Here is a 21061-nt window from a genome sequence, read left to right as displayed (position 1 = left end):
AAAAAATTACTCGATGGTAAATTGGAAAGTTTTAGGGCATCTGAAGACATTAAAGTGGTTACCGGTGGTAATATAAATATAAGCGCAAGTTCAATTGCCACTGTGGCAGAAGGAACATATGTTGTTGAAGTTGGACAATTTAATACAGATACAACACTCGAAGTAAAAATAACGCTTGTCACAGCCGGTGGAACAAACAGTGTAACAACTACATATAATCAAGGTTCTGCAACAATAAGCGGAGTACAAATAGATTGGAACACGAACGTATTTGACGTAAATCTTTCGGACTTTGGCGGTGCATTACCAAGTGGTGAAGTGGTAGACAGTGCAGTTGTCAGAGTAGAAGCTATAAATACAGCTGCAAATCAATTAATCTTCCAAATTGGTGCTAACGAAGGTCACAATATGCTCACAGGTATTGATGATATGAGTGCCGGTGCACTTGGTATTACAACAACCTCTTTAGATGTCACAACGCAAGATGGAGCAGAAAGAGCAATAATGGTAGTAGATGCTGCAATACACAAAGTAAGTTCACAAAGGGCGGCATTAGGTGCTGTACAAAACAGACTTGAGCATACAATATCCAACTTAGGAGTAGCAGCAGAGAACTTAACAGCAGCAGAAAGCCGTGTAAGAGATGCAGATATGGCAAAGGAAATGATGGAATTCACCAAACAACAGATACTCTTACAAAGCAGTATGGGAATGCTTGCACAGGCAAATGCTCAACCACAAAATGTATTGCAATTGTTAAGATAATAGTTAGTTTATCAAAAATAAAGTGGGCAAAATGCCCACTTTATTCATCTAAACTAAGCCTCCAATAATCCTCCGCAAGTATTGAAAACCTTATCACATCCCAAAACTTTCCCTTAAAAAATTTTCCCTGCCTTTCTACTCCCTCTTTTAGAAAACCGTTATTTTTAAGAATCCCTATTTGATCTTTTTCGTATTCCGGAATTCTAACATAAATTCTATTCAAATTTAAATATTCAAAGCCATATTTTATTATTTTTCTTGTAACTTCATCAAAAAAATTCATATTAATCTCCAATTTTAACTCACAACTTCGGTTTATCCAATCCAAATTTTCTAAAAAAATATCTCCGACTTTTTCCTCACCTGATACTACCTCAACATCCATTTTATACTCCATACTTTTCTGACTAATTAATAATTCTATCTCATCTTTCATATACCATACCTCCAGATAAAAATTCTCTTATTCCAACACTCCTTACATGTAATAAGTCTTCCTTAACGTTTTTTAATTCCTCTAATTTTAAAAGTTTTATTTCTTTAGTCTGAGAAAAAGTCACATAGACAAATCTTTCATATTTCCTCCAAAAATCCTCAACCGTTCCAAAAAATTTAATCTCACCTTCTTCTAATATGAGGACTTTATCACAAATACTTTCAACTTCTTCATCTTCATGAGTTATATACAAAACAGTTTTTTTGTTGAGCTTTAACTTTTTTATTCTATTCGATATTATCTTCTTGGACTCAGCATCTAAACCGCTTGTAGGCTCATCAAGCAAAATAATATCAGGATCAATTAAAAGGGAAATTGCCATAGAAAGTCTTTGTCTTAACCCTTTTGATAGTTCACTTGGTTTTTTTAACACATGCTTTTCCAAGCGAAAAAATTTTATTTCATCTTCTATTCTTTTGCTTTCTACATTTCTCATTTTTGCAAAATAATTCAAATTTTCTTTCAAGCTTAATTCAGGTATAAGTATAGGTTTCTCTGGAATATATGAAATTAATTTAGACTTTAAATAAACATTGCCCACTGTAGGCTTCAAAATACCGGAAATAATTTTCAAAAGTGTAGTTTTTCCACTTCCATTTTTTCCTATAATTCCAATAACATTGCCCTCTTCTGTATGAAAAGTTATATTTTCTAACACCCAACTCTTCCCATATCTTTTTCCAACGTTTTCTAACTTAATCACGGAATATTAACCTCCACATAAACATATTCTTCACCATTTTCTACTCCAGTTTTCACAGCGGGATAACTACTCTTAACCAATGTAAGATCTATATCTTTTCCTGTATATTTAATAACAAATTTATTATTTGGCTTATCTATATCAATCTTATAACCTTTTACCGACAAATTCGTATTGATAAACCCCTTTTCGTACAACTTTAAAACAATGTCTTGACCATCTAATTCTTGAACGTTGAATTCATCGGGGTACAACAAAATAGCCTGTTCAATAGAGGTTAATAGCGCTCTAAGATTCATAGCAACTTGCGTGGCCTTTGCTTTGGCAACAGATCTTAACGCAAGAGGAGTTGCAACAGAAAGCAAAGCAGAAATAACCGCTAAAACTATTAACAATTCTATCAAAGTAAAACCTTTTTTCATCTTATTCATCCTTTCATGCCCTTACAGGCAATACTATATACAAATATTCATTTACATCTTTTGAGTTAATTTGCATTGGGCTCAAATCATCCACAAAGTTAAATACCACCTCATCTTCCTCAACTTTTTTTACTGCTTCGTTCAAAAATTTAGGATTAAAGTTTATTTTCAAATCTTCTCCCTCTTTCTCTATGGAAATTTCTTCTTTTACTTCTCCGTACTCTTGGCTTTGACTGCTTAAAACAAGTATATCTTCTATAATTTGCAATTGTACCTTTTCGCTCCCCCTCTTTGAAATTATCATTGTTCTTTTCAATGCTTCTAAAAATTCGTTTTTATTAAATACTATCCTTGTTTTAAAGGCTTTTGGCAAAACTCTCCTATAGTCTGGGAAAACTTCTTCAACTATTCTCATTATTACCGCTATGTCACCAGCAGTAACTGACATCTTTTTGTGATCAAACTTAACAGTTAAAATAGGTTCATCGGTTTGTTTAATTAAATTATCCAATTCTTTCATACTCTTTAGCGATAGAATAAAATCTATATCTGTGTCAATATCCACCTTTTGTTCTGTGAGTGCCAAACGATACCCATCACTTGCCACTAATCTTAAGTAATTTCCTTTAACTTCCCAATAAACTCCATTCAATGCCCTCATTGTACTTTCAGTAGATGCACAAAACAAAACTCTATCTATCATTTCAGATAGAATTGAAGTTTCAAGTTCGAACTTTATCCCAGAATCTTCTATATCAATCTGTGGGAATTTATCCGCATCGGAATATGTTGAAAGATTAAAAGAGCTCTTTCCGCTCTTCAAATTTAATTTTCCTGTATCATATTCAAATAACACCTGTTCATTTTCCAAATTTTTTACAATCTCTTCTAGCAATTTTGCATCTACGGCAAATTTTCCACTACCTTCTATCTCTGAAACATTAAGCTTTGAGATAACAAAAGTTTGCATATCTGCAGAGTAAATCTTCAAAGAATTATCTTCATAGGAAAAGAGTAAACACTGTAAAATAGGATCAACAGTTCTTGAACCTACTGCATCTGCAGCAACTGCTATTTTTTTCTCTAATTCCTCCTTGCTTATAGTAAATTTTAGCATCTAATCCCTCCTTATAATACCTTTTTTAATATTTTACCATAAATCTATGATAAAATAAAAAATAGAGGTGAAATAATGATAGCATTTTTGGGTGAAAGTTTAATAGACCTAATTTCAACAGACGGAAAAACATTTTTAAAGAAAATAGGTGGAAGTCCATTAAACATCGCGAGAAATTTAAATCAACTGGGAATAAAACCCATTATAATTTCAAGAGTAGGAAATGATTTTTTTGGAAGAGAAATCATTGAAACCTTAAAATCTGAGAATTTAGAAACAAAATACATTCAAATAGGTCGTGGAAATACTTCAACGGTAATTATTTTAGCATCGCCTAAAACTCCAGATTTTATTCCTTTTAGAGATGAAGACAAAAATTTAGAAATACCTGAAGGATTTAACTTAAAGAATATAAAATTTCTACACGTAAGTTGCTGGGCAATAACACACAAAACTGAAAAAATTAAGAAAATAGTAGCAAATAAAAATATAAAAATTGCATTTGATCCAAACTGCAGGAAAAAACTATTTCCGCGCAAAAAAATAGATTTAGATCCAATATACGAAATATTAAAAAATACATATATTATAAAACCATCGCTAGATGATGCAAGAGAAATATTTGGAATTTTACCCGAGGAACGATATATAGAGTTATTGCATACATTTGGCATAAAATACGTTATACTAACCATGGGCAAGGAAGGATCTCTAGTTTCAGACGGTCATAAGATAAAGCACATCAAATTACTCTCCAAAAATGTGGTGGATACCACTGGCGCAGGTGATGCCTTCTGGAGTGGCATATATTATGGACTATTAAATGATTTTTCAATTTTCAAAGCAGCTTTACTCGGTACAGTTATCTCAATTCACGTTATCGAAGAAATTGGTGGAGTTGTTAAATTAAAAGATATATCAGATTACCTCAAAGAGGTGGAAAAGTATGAAAATAGCATTCTTTAATCCTCAAGGAAATTTCGATAAAAATGACAGTCATTTAACTGAGCACCCAGATTTTGGAGGACAATTAATTTACGTTAAAGAACTTGCAAAGGCAATGGGAAAATTTGGTTATAAAGTAGATATAATAACAAGAAAAATGACAGATGAAAAATGGCCGGAATTTTCAAAAGATTTTGATTATTATGAAGACGCAGAAAACGTAAGAATTGTTAGGATAGAATTTGGAGGAAAAAATTTTCTCAACAAAGAAAAACTCTGGGATTTTTTGGGAGAATATGTGAAAAAGATATACCAATTTTACCAAAAAGAAAGACTACCTGATTTTGTTACAACTCACTACGGTGATGGTGGAATTTCCGGAGCAATGTTTAAAAAACTAACAAATATTCCGTATTCATTTACTGCACATTCACTTGGTGCCCAAAAAAAAGACAAGTTTAAACATAGTAAAGACGCAGAAAAAAAGTATAGATTCTCAATACGTATAAGTGCAGAAAGATGTGCAATGAAATATGCAAATTTTATTGTTGCAAGCACATCACAAGAAAAACAACACCAATATACACACAATGAGTATTTAGATTTATATCAAGATATAAAACATAAAATCTTTGTGATACCTCCAGGTGTAAACACAAAAATATTTCATATTGATGAATCAGATGAATTTAAAGATGTTTTTCAAAACAAACCACCAATAATAATTTCAAGTAGAATAGATCCCAAAAAAAATATAGAATTTGTAATAGAAAGTTTTGAAAACTATCTAAAAAAAGATTACACACTAATATTGGTACTAAGAAAAAAAACAAAAGAGTACTCTGGCTATCAAAGGGAAATAATAGAAAAAACAAAAAAAGCAGGGGGGAAGTTTTTAATAATCACATCTCAAGAAAAACTGGCAAAACTTTATAATTCGGCTGCAAAACATAATGGAATTTTTGCATTAACGTCACACTACGAGCCTTTTGGACTTGCAATTATTGAAGCAATGGCCTGTGGACTTCCAGTGATCGCAACAAAAAGTGGCGGTCCTGTTGAAATACTAGACAACGGAAGATATGGATATTTGGTATCAACTCAAGAAGAATTTAGAAAAGCAGCACTAGATTTACGAAAAAATCACCAACTATTTAGTAAAAGAAGCTATGAAAGGGTAATAAATAAGTACACTTGGGAAATTTGTGCAAAAGAATACTTATTAAAAATACATATGCATTTAAAAAGTAATAAAAATATAATTCTTCCAAGTTTTTTTGATGCGCAATTGAGGTGAGCACATGCAAAAATTTTATCTTATACTAATTACAATTTTTGCCTTTTTATTTTTATTTACCTTTTTTTCATACGAAAAGATTAAAAATGAACTAAATTACTCAAAAAAGCTAAACAAAGCGTACGAGATGTATGTAAATGGTGATTTAAGATTTGAAAAATATATAAACAAAAATAACTTAAACGAATTAAAATATCTATTAGAAAGGAAGTAGTTATGAGGGATGTACAAAGTGAAAAAGATACAAGGGAAATCCCACTAAAACATGTAGGAATCAAAGATTTAAAATATCCAATTCAAGTACTCGATAGAAAAAATAAAGTACAAAACACAATTGCAAAAATCAACATGTATGTAGATCTTCCAAAAGACTTTCGTGGCACTCATATGAGTAGGTTTTTAGAAGTCTTTAACAAATTTCACTTAAAAATTGATCCCAAAAATATTAAGATGATTCTAGATGATTTAAAAAAAACCCTAAAGGCAAAAAGTGCAAAAATTGAAATAATGTTTCCATATTTTATCAAAAAGAAAGCACCTGTAACAAAAATAGAAAGCTATATGGAATATACTTGTGGTTTTAAAGCATATGATGGACCAGAAAAATGCGAATTTTTCATTGTAGTTGAAGTGCCTGTGCAAACTTTGTGTCCTTGCTCAAAAGAGATCAGCAAATATAACGCACATAATCAAAGGGCACACGTAAGAATTGAAGTAGAAACATCAGACCTCGTATGGTTTGAAGAACTTATAGAAATTGCTGAAAAACACTCAAGCGTACCATTATTTTCTCTCTTAAAAAGACCTGACGAAAAATTTTTAACAGAAAAAGCATACGAAAACCCTAAATTTGTAGAAGACGTTGCAAGAGACATTGCACTTGAATTAAAAAATAACCCAAAGCTCAAATGGTTCAAAGTTGAGGTGGAAAGTTACGAATCTATACATAATCACAATGCATTTGCTTGTGTAGATTCATACAATATGGAGGTGTAAGTGTGAATGAGCAAAAAATTTTAACTCTTCTTGGATTTGCATCAAAAGCAAAAAAATTGGTATATGGAAAAGATAATATACGTGAATACATTAAAAACCCTAAAATAAAAACAAAAGTAATATTAATAGCTAAGGATACAGGACAAAGGGTAAAAAAAGATATAAAAATAAGATGTGATATATCAAATGTTCCCTTCGTTGAAATTGCGGATAAAAAAACTTTATCCAAAGCAACTGGAATGCTAAACATTGCCATATTAGGGATATTAGACGAAAACATGGCGAAAAGTATTTTGAATTTTTCAAAAGAGGGGGGGGAAAATGAATCTAAAAATATTAACTCTGAATGAATATTCTTTAATTGATTTTGTGAACTTTGTAAACAAGGTTTTCCAAGATTACACTGTTCCTGTAAATTGGAATGTAGTAAATTTTGAAATGGATGTCAGAGAAAATTCCATATTTCTTGAAGATAGTTTCATATTTTTGAGAGACACCAAGCCCGTAGGATTCATAGTTAACAGCATAAGACATGAAAGGGCTAGAATCGATGCAATGGGGGTCGTTAAAGAAGAACGAGGAACTGGAACTGCAAGCTTTATCCTCGAACATTCAACAAACTATCTTAAATGGAAAGGCATTCAAACAATATCTTTGGAAGTTATAACAAAAGACTCAAGGGCATATAGATTTTACGAAAAACATGGTTTTAGAGAAAGACGAAAATTACATCTCTTAATTAATAAAAATGTAAAAAGTAAAGATATATATTTTAGATCTATCAAAGTCGAACCAAGGTATATCTACACTCTTTCACTAAACCTTCAATTGTCTGGTAGAAAACCAAATTGGCAACGTGAACCTGTAACCTTACTTCTTGCAAATGGAAGATATAACCATGTAAGATTGATTACCGACAAAACTGAAGGTTATCTTGTGTGGGGGAAAAACGAAGATAACACCACTTATATAGTTGATCTTGGAACAAAAGACAAAGAAAAATGGGATGAAATTGCAAAAGTTGCAATAGCTTTTTTGAGAAATGAAACAAACTGTAAAATTATCTCTGCAACTTCCGTCCCAGAAGATGATCCCATGTATACTGCACTAGTGGAAAACGGATTTGAATCACTTTTAATACAATCTGAAATGCACAAAAAATTGCAGTAAAGGGGGACAAAAATGGAAAAACTAAAAAAACATCTAAAAAGATTATCAAAATTTGAAAACGCCCTTTCTTTATTACACTGGGACATGGAAACGTATATGCCTGAAAAGGCAGCTGAAAAAAGGGCGGAAATTATTGGTGAAATTTCAACGTATGTTTTTAAAGAATTTATCTCAGAGAAAACAAAGGAGTTACTAGAATCTGCTACCCCAGAGGATGATGAAGATAAAGCAATCTTAAAATTAGTAAAAAAAGAATTTGAAAAACATGAAAAAATACCACCTGAACTTTTCAAAGAATTACAATTTGAAACAGCTTTATCCCAACAAGCATGGCAAAAGGCAAAAGAAAAAGATAATTTTGAAATATTTAAACCTCATTTGAAAAAAGTGGTAGATTTAGAGAAAAAAGTAATAGAATGTATAGGTTATGAAAGTAACAAATACGACGTTCTACTTGACGACTATGAACCTGGTCTTAAAACAGATCAACTAAAAAGCATAATAGTAGAGCTTAGAAAATTTTTAGTTGAATTTATCAACGAACTTGATAGTGGCAATAAACCAAACACGGAAATTCTAAAAGGCAAATACAGTATAGAAAAACAAAAGGAATTTTCTATGGAACTTTTAAAGATTTTAAATTATGACCTTGGTGCAGGTAGATTAGATATTTCCGCACATCCATTTACCATATCTATTTCACATAACGATATAAGAATAACCACAAGATTCGACAAATACGATATCAAAAATTCGATATTTAGCACAATTCACGAGTGTGGCCATGCTTTGTATGAACAAGGTATTCCAGAGGAATTCAGAGGTCTTCCCATTGGTGATGGTGCTTCCATGGGCATTCATGAAAGTCAATCGAGATTTTGGGAAAATATTGTGGGAAGAAGTTTGGAGTTTTGGAAATTTATATACCCAAAATTTACAAAATACTTTCCAAATTTCAAAAACGTGAAAGTAGAAGAATTCTGGAGAGCTATCAACACAGTTGAAAGGTCACTAATAAGAACCGAAGCAGATGAAGTAACATATAATTTACATATAATGTTAAGATTTGAACTCGAAGAAGCATTAATCAACGATAGGATAACCGTTGATGAACTACCCAAGTTGTGGAACAAAAAAATGAAAGAATACCTTGGAATAGTACCAAAAAATGATGCATTTGGAGTATTACAAGATGTTCACTGGGCTCACGGCTCTTTTGGTTATTTCCCTTCATATATGCTTGGAAATCTATACGCTGCTCAAATCTATTATACAATGAAAAAGGATATCCCAAATTTTGGAGAAAAAGTAGAAAAAGGTCAATTTATCGAAATACTTTCCTGGCTGCGCAAAAAAGTACATTCCAAAGGAAAAACTCTTATGCCAATTGAACTTATAAAGGAAATTTCAAACGAAGAACTTAATCCAAAATACTTTATTGAATACGTAAAGGAAAAATTCACAAAGGTATATAAAAAATAAGTCCAAGCCACAAAGGCTTGGACTCACTTTATGGATGAATCCTGTATAGTGTTCTTGGGAATGGTATTGCTTCTCTAATATGTTCTAACCCTGCAATCCAGGCTATTGTTCTTTCTATTCCTAAACCAAACCCACTATGTGGAACAGTCCCAAATCTTCTCAAATCAAGGTACCAATCGTATGCTTCAACGGGTAAGTTAAATTCTTTCAACCTTTCTACAAGCAAATCATAATCGTGGATTCTTTGAGAAGCTCCTATAATTTCTCCATATCCCTCTGGCGCAATTAAATCATCGCACAAAACCACATCTGGATTATCTGGATCAGGTTGCATATAAAATGCTTTGGCTTTTCTTGGATAATGCGTTACAAACACAGGTTTTTCAAACTGTTTTGCAATCTCTGTTTCCTCATCGCCTCCAAAATCATCACCCCATTCTATATTATATCCTTTCTTTTGAAGAAGGTTTACCGCTTCTGTATAAGTAATTCTCGGGAATGGAGCTTCTATCTTTTCTAATTTAGAAATATCTCTATTTAACGCTTCAAGATGATCTCTTGCATTTTCAAGCACATACTTTACTATGTACGATACTAAGCTCTCTTGCAATTTCAAATTGTCCTCATGTTCAAAATACGCAACTTCCGCTTCATTCATCCAAAATTCAATAAGATGTCTTCTTGTTTTAGATTTTTCCGCTCTAAAGGTAGGTCCTAAATTAAACACCCTCCCAAGTGCCATACACGCAGCTTCCAAATATAATTGACCAGTTTGAGCAAGGTATACTTTACCATAATCAAAATAATCTATTTCAAACAAATTACCTGCCGACTCACCAATTGCACCAGTGAATATTGGAGTATCCACTTGTACAAAACCATTTTCCCAATAAAATTTTCTTATAGCCCTTAACACGGCATCTCTTATGTATAAAATATGCATTTGCCTTCTTGAACGTAACCAAAGATGCCTATGATCCATCAAATACTCAATACTATGATCTGGTTTATTTATTGGAAAATCTTCTTTTGGAATTTGGATGGGAATAACTTCTTTTGCATGAAGCTCAACCCCACCTGGTGCTCTTCTTTCTTCTTTGACAATTCCTCTAACTATTAAAGAAGATTCCATTCTAAGTTTTCTAGAATTTTTAAAAGTTTCCTCATCAACAGAAGATGCTTCAACTACCACTTGAGCTATTCCAGTACCATCTCTCATATTAATAAAGGCAATTTTTCCACTACTTCTACTTCTCCATACCCATCCTCTTAACTCCACTTCTTCTCCAATGTAATCTTTCAGATCCTTTATATATACCCACACAATCTACACCTCCCATTTTCTACCATGGCTTCCTTCCAGTAGCAGGTTCATATCCTTCAAGCACATCTCTCGCATAACCTAGGATATCTTTTGAAAATATTATAAGCCCATCATTTCTAAAAATTTGATTTACGTATATCTTTTCTTCTCCGCCAAGCCAAATTATTGAATTCTTTAAAATTTTCATCCTTATAGCTTCTACATCAACTTCCTTTAAATTCCAAAACAACTTTACCCTGTCAATATAACCTTCCAATTCATCTTTTAAAATAATACTTCCTTTGTACTTATCCAATTTTTCTTTTTCAGATTCAGTCTCAACAACAATAGGGTATGTTGCATTCCTCGTATTTAAAGAATAGATTATTTCCTTATCTATAACTCTACCATCAAATATTGGAATTATTCCTGCACTTAACAAACCCTTTGAAAATAAAGAATAGACATGCGCAGTTATATACGCCGAATTATTAACACGATGAAAAGGCTCTTTATCATCTAAACTTAAGGTATCCAATACTCCTACAACATACGCATCATACCCTTCTTTTTTTAACAAGTAACCAGCCGCCTTTCCCGCATCATATGCCAAGGTCAAATCTCCTAAACTTCCAAGACAAACCAGCGAAACATCATTTAAAATATCTTCAAGAGGTTGATTTGAAATTTTAGCAGGAAATACAATCTGAAAATAACTCAACAAGAGCACTATAAACACCATCTTCATTATTTGACGGTGCAATATAATCTGCCTCCCTTTTCACATCATTACTTGCATTCCCCATGGCAATTGAAATGCTTGCTACTTTAAAAAGGGGAATATCATTATAATTATCACCAAAGGCCACTATTTCTCCTTTTAAATCCAATTTTTTTATCAAAAACTCCAAAGCTTCACCTTTATTTATGTCTTTTGGGACTATATCCAAAAATATATCCATGCTCTTAAATACATCAATTTCTAAATCTAAACTGTTTAGTTTATCTTTTAACAATTTTATTTTTTCTTTATCTACAACTGAAAGAATTTTTACCGGTAATTTTTCCCTTAGCAATTTTACTAGATCATCTACTATATAATAATCTACACTTGCGTGTTTGGCGTAAAACTTTATTTCGTCATTGTCCTCTTCTCCATATAATTTATCATCCACATATATTTGTCTATGCACATTTTCGCTTCTTAAAAATTCTATAACTTTTTTTGCACTTGAAAAGTCTAAAAACTTCTCAAATACTATTCCCTCTTCTGGTAAATAAACCATTCCACCGTTATACGCTATTATAGGGTATTCTTTTTCAAAGAATTTTTCGATCACCTTTTTTATTGAAATCAACATTCTGCCACTTGCAAAAACCAACTTATGACCACATCTTTCAAGAGACTTTATAAAGTTAATAGTTTTTTCGGAAATTGTATAATTATTATTCAACAAAGTTCCATCTAAATCAAACACAAATACCATATTATCCTCCTTCTAGTTTTCTCTTTATTTCAAGTACTAACCCTTCAGCAGTAGACAAATTAGTAGCAAGTGGTATATTATGTACGTCACATACCCTTAAAAGCGCCGAAACATCTGGTTCGTGAGGCTGTGCAGTTAATGGATCACGTAAGAATACAACAAAATCAATTTCACCATTGACAATTAAAGCTCCTATCTGTAAATCTCCACCATATGGTCCCGATTTTAACTTGTTTACCTTAAGTCCTATTTTTTCCTCTATTATCTTTCCTGTTGTTCTAGTCGCAAACAATTCACATTTTTCAAATACTTCTTTCCATTCCTTTACAAACATTGCCAAATCCAATTTTTTCTTATCATGTGCAATTAAAGCAACTTTCAACATTATCTCACCCCTCACATTTTTATTTATTATATCATAGGTATGCTATAATAAAATTTGAAAAATTCTTTAAGGGGGGATAAAGTGAAAAATCATAAAAAGCTGTTCTTACTTGGATTTGGTTTTTTTGGAATAAGCATTCTCTGGCCATTATATAATGCATACGTGCCAATCTTTCTAAAAGATTTCTCTCTTTCATCCACAAGTATCGGATTTATAATGACTATCGACAATATTTTTGCAATATTTATGTTACCTCTCATTGGAGTATTAAGTGATCAAACAAGAACAAAGCTCGGAAGAAGAATGCCTTACATACTTGTTGGAGCACCTCTTGGAGCCATCTTCTTTTCTTTGATACCTCTATCTAGAAACTTACATATTCTTTGGTTCTTCATGTTAAATATTATCCTCATGAACTTTTTTATGGCACTCTTTAGATCCCCAGTAATTGCTTTAATGCCCGACATTACACCACCAAAATTTAGAAGCCAAGCTAACGGAATAATAAACTTCATGGGAGGATTAGGCGCTTTACTTGCATATTTTGCGGGAAAACCTTTATACGACAAAAATTACGCTCTTCCATTTTGGGTTGGAGCTATAATCATGGTAGTTGCTTCACTTCTTGTCGTTATATTTATTAAAGAAGACAGCAAATATAAAATTAAAACAGGCGATAATATAAAACTTTCAAATGTTTTTTCAAAAAGTTTTAATGAATTAAAGATAAATCTAAAAGACGTATTTTTGTCAGAAGAAAAAAGCCTTTTAATGATCTTGCTTTCCATATTATTTTGGTTTACAGGATATAACGCTCTTGAAACATTTTTTACAAGTTACGCAAAATTTAGAATTGGGATAAGTGAAAGTACAGGGGCATTTATATTGGGGTTTTTCTCTCTTACGTTTATGTTATTCTCTATTCCGGCTGGATTCATAGGTTCAAAAATTGGCAGAAAAAAAACAATGACCATTGGTCTATTAATAGTCACTTTAATTTCAATGCTTACAGTTTTGTCCGTGTATTTACTAAACTCCCCCAAGATTATAACCTATTTGCTATTTATATACTTTTCACTAGGCGGTATGGGATGGGCAATGGTAAATGTTAACTCACTTCCAACAGTAGTCGATATGACAAGTGAAGAAAAACTAGGTGGATACACAGGCTTGTACTATTTCTTTTCAATGAGTGCAAATATAATTGCACCACCTGTTTCAGGATTTTTCATAGATAAACTAGGTTATGATTCTTTGTTGTATTTTTCGATAATATCGTTTATTCTAGCAACATTTACACTTCAATATGTTAGAAAAGGTGATGTAAAATAGGCACATTTGTGGAAAAAGCAAGAATCACATAATGGCTTTTTTCTACAATACCTTTTTGCATGCTCAACTATTAACCCATGAAACTCTTGGTACAATTGTACGTCTTTTGGATAATACTTATAAAATAGCTCTTGTATTTCATCATAATCTTCTAATTTTAAATTGTATATTCTATTCAATATCCTTTTCGTATATGCATCCACAACAAATACGGGTTTTTCAAAAACATATAACAAAATGGAATCGGCTGTTTCTTTGCCGATTCCTTTTATTTTCAATAATTTATCCCTCAAATTTTCTTCTCTCGAAATTGTATCTAAATCAAAATTGTATTTCTTGAAAAATTCCAATAAATTTTTTAATCTCTGTGCCTTAATATTAAAAAAACCTGCCGGTTTTATAAGATTTGCTAATTCATCCTTTGGAAGTTTATAAAGAAAATCCAAAAGTCTTTCTTTATTTGTAAGCTTGTAAATATTTTCCATTGCATATTCTACATTTTTCCAATTCGTACTTTGCGTTAAAACTGCAGTTATTAATATTTCTTCTTTATCACCGGGCCACCATTTTCCAAGATTGCCATAGGTAGCCTTTAATACATCATATAGCCTTTCAAAATTCATACCTCTGCTATCGCCTCAATTTCAATATCCGAATCTTTTGGAAGATTTGAAACCTCAACCACAGCTCTTGCTGGTTTGTGCCCATTTAACATCTTTTCGTATATCTCATTAAACTCTGAGAACTTTGACATATCCCTGATATAGACATTTATCTTTACAATTTTTCCAAGGGCACTCCCCGCTTCTTTCAATATTATTTCTATATTCTTCATTATTATTTCAGTTTCCCTTTTTATATCTCCTTTTACCAATTCCCCATTTTCCGTTATTGGTAATTGACCAGAAACAAAAACTAAATTTCCCGTCTTTACTGCTATAGAATATGGACCTACTGCTTTTGGAGCATTTTTAGGATTAATTAATTCCACTTTAACCACCCCCACATGTTATGATTTACATCTATTATATCATTTTCCTTGAATTTTTCGAAAAAATAAACTAGTCGCTATAACAACCAACAATCAATAACGTGCTTTGATGCATATATTGAAAAATTCAGAAGAAAGTGTAATAATTAATATATCGTTTATAATATAATAGGATGATAAGTTGTTTATATCTAGATTGGGTGAAAAAATGCTTTTTTGTATTTCAAAGATTAGAACATATCTCTTTTGCCCACGAAAGTTTATCTTGGAATCCAAAGATGAAAAAGTAGAATCAACTATAACACAAAAAATTAACAAAAGCGGATTTTTAAAAAACGTATCAATCTCACTTGAAATTTACGGTCTAACCCTTTATGCTAAAAACATAGATCTAAAAATAGATGATAATAAGATAACAATTATTTCCCATAGAAGAGGGAAAAAACTTTACCAATATCATTACCTTGAGGCTGCAGGATATGCATTTGTAGTTTCAAGCTATACCGACAAAAAAATAGATGTCATATTCAAGAGTAAATACTATACATCACAAATTCCTTGGAAAAAACATGTAGATTCCTTTAAAAATATAATTTACGATTTTTTAAACAAAAAAGTTCCCAAACCAATTCTCAATCCAGAATGTAAATTTTGCAAATACAGTTTAGAATGTACTAATGAACTAATTAAAGCAAAAGATCTTTCATTGATCAGAGGAATTGGAAAGTTTAGACTTAAAAATTTAAAAGAAAAGGGTATTGAAAAACTAGACGATATAATAGAAATGAAAGAGGTTGTAAAAGAAATATTTGGAGAAAAATCGGACAAAATAATTGCACAAGCAAAGGCTTTTATATACAAAAAAATCATTCTATACAACCCTGTTAAAAAATTAAAACCAGGTATTTTTCTTGACATAGAAAGCTACAAAAACTTTAATTTTCTCTTTGGTGTTTTGTATGAAGATAGATACATTCCATTTTTATCACTTAAAAGAGAAGATGAAAAAACAGAATTCAAAAAACTTATAAGTTTTCTATCAAATAAAAAACTTCCCGTATATCATTACTACAATTATGAACCTATACAAATCAATAAACTATTTAAAAAATACAACTTAAAAAAAACAAATATTGAGTTTGTAGATTTATATAAAATCTACCACAATCATATTGCAATCCCAACAATATCTTACTCTCTTAAATCCATAGCAAAATATTTGGGATTTAATTGGAGAACAAATTTAAACGGAAATATCGTAGTACATAAATTTGAAGACTTCCTAAAAACAAAAGATGACAAAATACTAGATGAAATTTTGAAATACAACGAAGATGATGTAAATGCCACCAAACTATTATTTAACATCGTTAATAAATTGTCAGATTAATTTTTCATTCTTCTTCAATTGTTAACATCGAAAAAGTAAATTTTTCTGCAATTTTGACTGTAAAACACATATAATGCTGCTTATCCTAATATTTCGCAACTCACAGAACTTTAACTTTTTTAACTTAATCTTTTTTTCACATGTCTTGAGATGTAACAAAACATGTGTTATTTTAGTTGTGAGCAGCGACCCCCTATCCCCCCTTGGAACCAGTTTTCCAAGAAATAGAGACCCCGGATTGTATAATCTGGGGTCTTATTTTATGATATAATCTTTCCTAGGAAAAGGAGGAAAAAAATGAGAAACTCGCCTCACAATCTAGAAGCAGAACAAGCTGTTATTGGTAGTATTCTAATAGATCCTGAAACCATAGAATCTATAATACCAATCGTTAGCTCAAAAGATTTTTATGATCAAAAAAACGCAGAAATCTTTAAAGCAATAGAAGAATTATACGATGAAGGTACTCCAATAGATGTTATATCTATTTGCGACAGATTAAAAACTAAGGGAAAACTCGACTTTATTGGTGGTGAACTTTATGTTGCACAACTTGCAGATGTTGTCCCAACTTCTGCACATATTGAAACATATGCTCAAATAGTAAGAGATAAATCTATTTTACGCTCTTTAATCTCAGCGGCATCTAAAGTTGTTGAAGATGCTACCTCAGATAGAGACGTAGATGATATTCTCGATAATGCAGAAAGATTAATATTTGAAATTGCCGAATCAAAAACTTCTAGAACCTATCTACCTATGAATACAATACTACACCAAGTGTTTGAAAATCTGGAAACATTAAGGGAAAAAAACAAAAGTGGTACTCTAAATGTGGTAACAGGCATTCCCACGGGATATAAATTCTTAGATGAAATGACCTCTGGATTTCATAAATCTGATCTTATCATCTTAGCCGCAAGACCTAGCGTTGGTAAAACCGCTTTTGCACTCAACGTTGCCAAAAATATGGCACTTGATTTTAATATTCCTGTTGGAATATTTAGTCTTGAAATGAGTAAAGAACAACTTGTACAAAGGCTTCTAGGCATGGAAGCATTTGTCGAACTTCAAAAATTACGCAGGGGAAATATTACAGATGAAGAATGGCAAAGACTACTTACCGCAACGGGAAAACTATACAAAACCAATATCATAGTTGATGACGAAGCTAATCTTAATCCCAGATCTTTGCGTGCAAAGGCAAGAAGAATGAAAAAAGAGTACGGAATAGAAGTGATATTTATAGATTACCTCCAGTTGATGAGCACTAAATCATACAGAGAAAATAGGCAACAAGAAATATCCGAAATCTCACGTTCGCTAAAACTCTTAGCAAGAGAGTTAGATATAGTAATTGTTGCACTCTCTCAATTGTCAAGAGCGGTAGAACAAAGAGAAGATAAAAGACCAAGACTAAGTGACCTAAGAGAATCTGGTTCAATTGAACAAGATGCAGACATGGTACTTTTTCTTTACCGTGAGGAATATTACAAAAAGGAAAAAACTACAGAACCTCATATAACAGAACTAATAATCGGGAAACAAAGAAATGGCCCAATTGGAACTGTAAAACTATCCTTTGATCCAAAATATACTGCATTTTACAATATAGACATTTCACATGGAGGTTAAAATATGAAGGCAATCTATCCAGGTTCTTTTGATCCTATAACTTATGGGCATTTAGATATAATTAAAAGGGCAACAAAGATATTTTCAGAAGTATTTGTGGTAGTAATGGAAAATAAAAGAAAAAAGTATACTTTTTCACTAGATGAAAGAATAGAAATGATTAAAGAATGTACAAAAGACATAAAAAATGTCAAGGTAGATTATTATAAAGGATTATTAATAGATTATTTAAAAAACCACAAAATCGATGTAATTATCAGAGGATTAAGAGCCGTTACAGATTTCGAATATGAGCTTCAAATGGCCATGGCAAATAAAGAAATGTGCCCGACTGTAGATACGGTTTTTTTGATGACAGACAAAAAATATTCTTTTATATCTTCAAGTTTAGTGAAAGAAGTGGCATTTTTTGGAGGAAATATATCAACGTGGGTACCCCATAACGTTGAAAGAAAACTATTAAGAAAAATAAAAGAGGTGTAAAAAATGAACAAATGTCTTCTATCTGTTGCCATGATAGTCAAAGACGAAGAGCACAATATTAGAAGAGCACTTGAAAGCATAAAAGATATTGCTGACGAAATTATAGTGGTAGATACAGGATCAACGGACAGAACACCAGATATTGTAAAAGAATATACCGATAAATTATATTTTCATCCATGGAAAGGGGATTTTTCAGAAGCGAGAAATAATTCTTTAAAATATCCAACATGTGAATGGGTAATGGTCTTTGACGCAGATGAAGAAGTAAAAGAAGATTTCAAACAAATAAGAAAATTTTTGAAAACACTCCCAAAAGATATCAATACCGTATATCTTCCCACATTAAGTTATCTGGATTGGGACCTAAAAAAAACGGAAACCGCTTCTACCCCCAGAATTTTCAGAAATGGAACAGTAAAATACCAAAATATTGTGCACAATCAACCTATCCACAAGGGAAAAGTTATTGATGCACCTTTTATTATATACCATTATGGTTATATTTGGACAAGAGAACTTCGAGAAAAAAAATATAATAGAACAAGAAATTTAATTTTAAAACACCTTGAAAATAAGAATATTAACCCACTTGAAAAAATTTATTATCTTGTACAGCTTTACAAAACCGAAGCAATATCAAAATATAAATATAGAAAATACGAAGTGGGTTTAAAAACACTAAATGAAATAAACAAACTAAAAAAAGTCCCTGGAATTGGTGTGGAATTTCTATTTTTATTTGGCATCGACGCTTTAAATAAAGGACTATACAATCTATCAAAAGAGTTATTTGAAAAAGCTTTAGTTTCACCTGAATATCCCGATCCATATTTCGGACTAATGGCTTTATATGAAAAAATGGATGATTTGGAAAATCAATTTAAATATGCAAAACTCTTTTTAGAAAAAATAAAATACGCCGAAAAAAAACCAGAAAAATTCAAATGGACAATCGTGGGATTCAAATATAAAGCTACTGCACATACAATACTTGCAAAATATTACTTGATAAAACAGGATAAAGAAAAATTTGAATATCATATAAAAAAATCTTGTGAAATTGCCCCAAGAACCGGCGAAAACATTAAAAGATTTCTTTCAAATATATTTGAAGAAATATCAAAGATACACAACATAAAATTTCTGAAAGATATACACTACATTGTAGATGATCTTTTAAAATACATATTGAGAAATAACTTAAAAATTAATGTGTGGAACACCATCTATAAATATTTAGACAATGGTATACATTTATCGGGAATAGAACATTTCGCAGAAACGCGATTCCAAAAATTTGTAGTAAAAAAACTTCTTGACAAAAAAGATTACCTAGTTAACTTTATATTTGAAAATCCAGAAGAGGATATCCATTCAATTAAAGAAATTTTGTTCTTCTTTAAGTATTACTCTGAAAATAAAGAAAAACTACTTAAAATACTTGCAAATATAAGAAAAAAATTCGACGAAGAAAATCAGGGAATTATACTTTCTTTAATCGGTGACGTTTATTTAAAACTTGGAAACTTTAACGCAGCAATATCATATTACAAAAAGGCAATTGAATTAAATAAAACTGTCTCAAAGTTTATCAAACCCGTCATCGATGATTTAAAAACCAAACTCGATAAAAACATAGATGGAACATTTGAAGAAATAATGGACTATTTTGGTTCATTAAAGGAATTAATTTTTGAAATAAATGCTCAAAATGAAGAACTAGAATACCTAAACTTAATATCGGATTCAGATTATGCAAAATACGTTGCAGCACTTAATACAAAAGACCTTGAAAGAAAGAAAAGATTACTATCAAATATAAAAAATATTGATGATTTTCCATTTTACTACTACAGACTTGCAAAAATCTTTGAAGAAAAGGAAGATTTTAAAAAGGCATTTGAATATCACATAAAATCCTGTGAAAAAAATCCAAAAATTGGAGATCTGTCACTTGGAAAATACGAATACGATGGATTTTATTTATATACAACACCAAAATTTTCAAAAAGTAGCGATGAAATAATATGGTGTGGGAATATCTCTGAAAAATTCTCTGGTTTCGGAATAATTAATCCCATACGTGTATGGAAAAGATCTTCAAATTTCTTGTATACTTATCCATATCCCACAAATGATTCAATTAAACTCGTAAAAGAAAGAAGAAAAAAAATTATAGATAAATGGCCATTTGATATCGACAATGATCTACTATTTGAAATTCTTCAAAAGTTAAAAAGTAACAAAATAAACTTCATTGATGAAAAAGTACCAAAAAATATATTAAACGAACTTTCAATAATAGACGAAGAAAGCGAAGCGGTGTTGGGAATGAATATAATAAATACAAATCCGAAAATTATCTTACCAAAAAATACAAAAAAAGGTGCATTGATTTATTTGATGCCAGATTTTAATGATAAAAATAACCCCATATGGTATAACCCTGAAATAAGGATCTTAAAATCTACAAAACAAATAGCTTTAGAACTTGAGAAAATGGGGTTTACGATATCTGAAATAATTTCAAAAAAATATTTTAGAGTGATACTATTCTAAAAAAATTAAAGTTTCCTTTTGTACTTCCGATAATATTCTTGCAGAGTGCCTTGGGCTAAAAAATAACACACACGGAGGTGGGTAAGGTATGAGAATTAAT

The 21061-nt window shown here is 31.2% G+C and carries 23 protein-coding genes; 13 read left to right on the top strand and 10 right to left on the bottom strand.

The window, feature by feature from the left end; all coding sequences use genetic code 11:
• Positions 1 to 765, top strand: a 765-nt coding sequence (locus XJ44_RS06160; RefSeq protein WP_077198434.1) for a flagellin, incomplete at its 5' end; no start/stop codon positions are given.
• 40 nt (positions 766 to 805) lie between these two features.
• On the opposite strand, the gene XJ44_RS06155 is transcribed toward XJ44_RS06160, so the two are convergent.
• The 4 genes from XJ44_RS06155 to dnaN are packed head-to-tail and all read right to left on the bottom strand — an operon-like array spanning position 806 to position 3503.
• The gene (locus XJ44_RS06155; RefSeq protein WP_075666114.1) at positions 806 to 1201 is read right to left on the bottom strand and encodes a GNAT family N-acetyltransferase; all 396 of its coding nucleotides are present in this window, start codon (positions 1199 to 1201) and stop codon (positions 806 to 808) included.
• Complete coding sequence (locus XJ44_RS06150; protein ID WP_075666113.1) at positions 1191 to 1964, bottom strand: ABC transporter ATP-binding protein; 774 nt, start codon at positions 1962 to 1964, stop codon at positions 1191 to 1193. The genes XJ44_RS06155 and XJ44_RS06150 overlap by 11 nt, the downstream gene beginning before the upstream one ends.
• Complete coding sequence (locus tag XJ44_RS06145; RefSeq protein ID WP_075666112.1) at positions 1961 to 2386, bottom strand: type II secretion system protein; 426 nt, start codon at positions 2384 to 2386, stop codon at positions 1961 to 1963. Before XJ44_RS06145 ends, XJ44_RS06150 begins: the two co-directional genes overlap by 4 nt.
• Before the next feature lie 13 nt (positions 2387 to 2399).
• Positions 2400 to 3503 (bottom strand): DNA polymerase III subunit beta, encoded by a 1104-nt coding sequence (gene dnaN / locus XJ44_RS06140; protein WP_077198431.1) that lies wholly within the window; start codon positions 3501 to 3503, stop codon positions 2400 to 2402.
• A gap of 75 nt (positions 3504 to 3578) precedes the next feature.
• Between dnaN and XJ44_RS06135 the strand changes: the two genes are divergently transcribed.
• From XJ44_RS06135 to XJ44_RS06105, 7 genes are read left to right on the top strand one after another with little or no spacing between them, the layout of a single operon-like run.
• Positions 3579 to 4469, top strand: coding sequence for a carbohydrate kinase family protein (locus tag XJ44_RS06135; RefSeq protein ID WP_077198430.1), 891 nt, complete (start codon positions 3579 to 3581; stop codon positions 4467 to 4469).
• Positions 4450 to 5745, top strand: coding sequence for a glycosyltransferase (locus XJ44_RS06130; RefSeq protein WP_077198429.1), 1296 nt, complete (start codon positions 4450 to 4452; stop codon positions 5743 to 5745). Before XJ44_RS06135 ends, XJ44_RS06130 begins: the two co-directional genes overlap by 20 nt.
• Before the next feature lie 4 nt (positions 5746 to 5749).
• Entirely contained in the window at positions 5750 to 5959 is a 210-nt protein-coding gene (locus XJ44_RS06125) for a hypothetical protein (protein WP_077198428.1), read from the top strand.
• Between the two features lie 2 nt (positions 5960 to 5961).
• Entirely contained in the window at positions 5962 to 6741 is a 780-nt protein-coding gene (folE2, locus tag XJ44_RS06120) for a GTP cyclohydrolase FolE2 (protein ID WP_075666107.1), read from the top strand.
• A 2-nt stretch (positions 6742 to 6743) separates the two neighbouring features.
• Entirely contained in the window at positions 6744 to 7091 is a 348-nt protein-coding gene (locus XJ44_RS06115; RefSeq protein ID WP_077198427.1) for a L7Ae/L30e/S12e/Gadd45 family ribosomal protein, read from the top strand.
• Positions 7063 to 7911 (top strand): GNAT family N-acetyltransferase, encoded by an 849-nt coding sequence (locus XJ44_RS06110; protein ID WP_077198426.1) that lies wholly within the window; start codon positions 7063 to 7065, stop codon positions 7909 to 7911. Before XJ44_RS06115 ends, XJ44_RS06110 begins: the two co-directional genes overlap by 29 nt.
• A gap of 12 nt (positions 7912 to 7923) precedes the next feature.
• Positions 7924 to 9393: a carboxypeptidase M32 gene (locus XJ44_RS06105; RefSeq protein ID WP_077198425.1), complete on the top strand. Its 1470-nt coding sequence runs from the start codon at positions 7924 to 7926 to the stop codon at positions 9391 to 9393.
• 28 nt (positions 9394 to 9421) lie between these two features.
• On the opposite strand, the gene asnS is transcribed toward XJ44_RS06105, so the two are convergent.
• The 4 genes from asnS to XJ44_RS06085 are packed head-to-tail and all read right to left on the bottom strand — an operon-like array spanning position 9422 to position 12568.
• Positions 9422 to 10717: an asparagine--tRNA ligase gene (gene asnS / locus XJ44_RS06100; RefSeq protein ID WP_077198424.1), complete on the bottom strand. Its 1296-nt coding sequence runs from the start codon at positions 10715 to 10717 to the stop codon at positions 9422 to 9424.
• Positions 10718 to 10736: 19 nt separating this feature from the next.
• Entirely contained in the window at positions 10737 to 11444 is a 708-nt protein-coding gene (locus XJ44_RS06095; protein WP_233119531.1) for a hypothetical protein, read from the bottom strand.
• Positions 11386 to 12183, bottom strand: a complete 798-nt coding sequence (locus tag XJ44_RS06090; RefSeq protein WP_077198423.1) for a Cof-type HAD-IIB family hydrolase — start codon at positions 12181 to 12183, stop codon at positions 11386 to 11388. Before XJ44_RS06090 ends, XJ44_RS06095 begins: the two co-directional genes overlap by 59 nt.
• A gap of 1 nt (position 12184) precedes the next feature.
• Positions 12185 to 12568, bottom strand: coding sequence for a methylglyoxal synthase (locus XJ44_RS06085; RefSeq protein WP_077198422.1), 384 nt, complete (start codon positions 12566 to 12568; stop codon positions 12185 to 12187).
• A gap of 81 nt (positions 12569 to 12649) precedes the next feature.
• Between XJ44_RS06085 and XJ44_RS06080 the strand changes: the two genes are divergently transcribed.
• A complete protein-coding gene (locus XJ44_RS06080; RefSeq protein WP_077198421.1) occupies positions 12650 to 13900 on the top strand; it encodes an SLC45 family MFS transporter in 1251 nt (416 codons plus the stop codon).
• On the opposite strand, the gene XJ44_RS06075 is transcribed toward XJ44_RS06080, so the two are convergent.
• Together XJ44_RS06075 and XJ44_RS06070 are read right to left on the bottom strand one after the other, a co-directional pair.
• On the bottom strand, positions 13870 to 14523 hold the full coding sequence (locus tag XJ44_RS06075; RefSeq protein WP_077198420.1) for an endonuclease III domain-containing protein: 654 nt from the start codon (positions 14521 to 14523) through the stop codon (positions 13870 to 13872). The two genes, XJ44_RS06080 and XJ44_RS06075, sit on opposite strands and share 31 nt — an antisense overlap.
• Positions 14520 to 14891 carry a Rid family detoxifying hydrolase gene (locus tag XJ44_RS06070; protein WP_075666098.1) on the bottom strand — a complete coding sequence of 124 codons (372 nt, stop codon included), beginning with the start codon at positions 14889 to 14891 and terminating at the stop codon, positions 14520 to 14522. Before XJ44_RS06070 ends, XJ44_RS06075 begins: the two co-directional genes overlap by 4 nt.
• Before the next feature lie 208 nt (positions 14892 to 15099).
• Here XJ44_RS06070 and XJ44_RS06065 point away from each other — a divergent pair, with 208 nt between their 5' ends.
• From XJ44_RS06065 to XJ44_RS06050, 4 genes are all read left to right on the top strand, one after another.
• Positions 15100 to 16281, top strand: coding sequence for a TM0106 family RecB-like putative nuclease (locus tag XJ44_RS06065; RefSeq protein ID WP_077198432.1), 1182 nt, complete (start codon positions 15100 to 15102; stop codon positions 16279 to 16281).
• 297 nt (positions 16282 to 16578) lie between these two features.
• Positions 16579 to 17916 carry a replicative DNA helicase gene (gene dnaB / locus XJ44_RS06060; RefSeq protein WP_077198419.1) on the top strand — a complete coding sequence of 446 codons (1338 nt, stop codon included), beginning with the start codon at positions 16579 to 16581 and terminating at the stop codon, positions 17914 to 17916.
• Between the two features lie 3 nt (positions 17917 to 17919).
• Entirely contained in the window at positions 17920 to 18399 is a 480-nt protein-coding gene (gene coaD / locus XJ44_RS06055; RefSeq protein ID WP_077198418.1) for a pantetheine-phosphate adenylyltransferase, read from the top strand.
• A gap of 3 nt (positions 18400 to 18402) precedes the next feature.
• Positions 18403 to 20961 carry a glycosyltransferase gene (locus tag XJ44_RS06050; protein ID WP_077198417.1) on the top strand — a complete coding sequence of 853 codons (2559 nt, stop codon included), beginning with the start codon at positions 18403 to 18405 and terminating at the stop codon, positions 20959 to 20961.
• Positions 20962 to 21061 lie beyond the last annotated feature (100 nt).

This window comes from Thermosipho affectus, assembly GCF_001990485.1.
GTDB classification, from domain to species: Bacteria; Thermotogota; Thermotogae; order Thermotogales; family Fervidobacteriaceae; genus Thermosipho; species Thermosipho affectus.
This window is presented reverse-complemented; position numbering and strand designations above follow the sequence as displayed.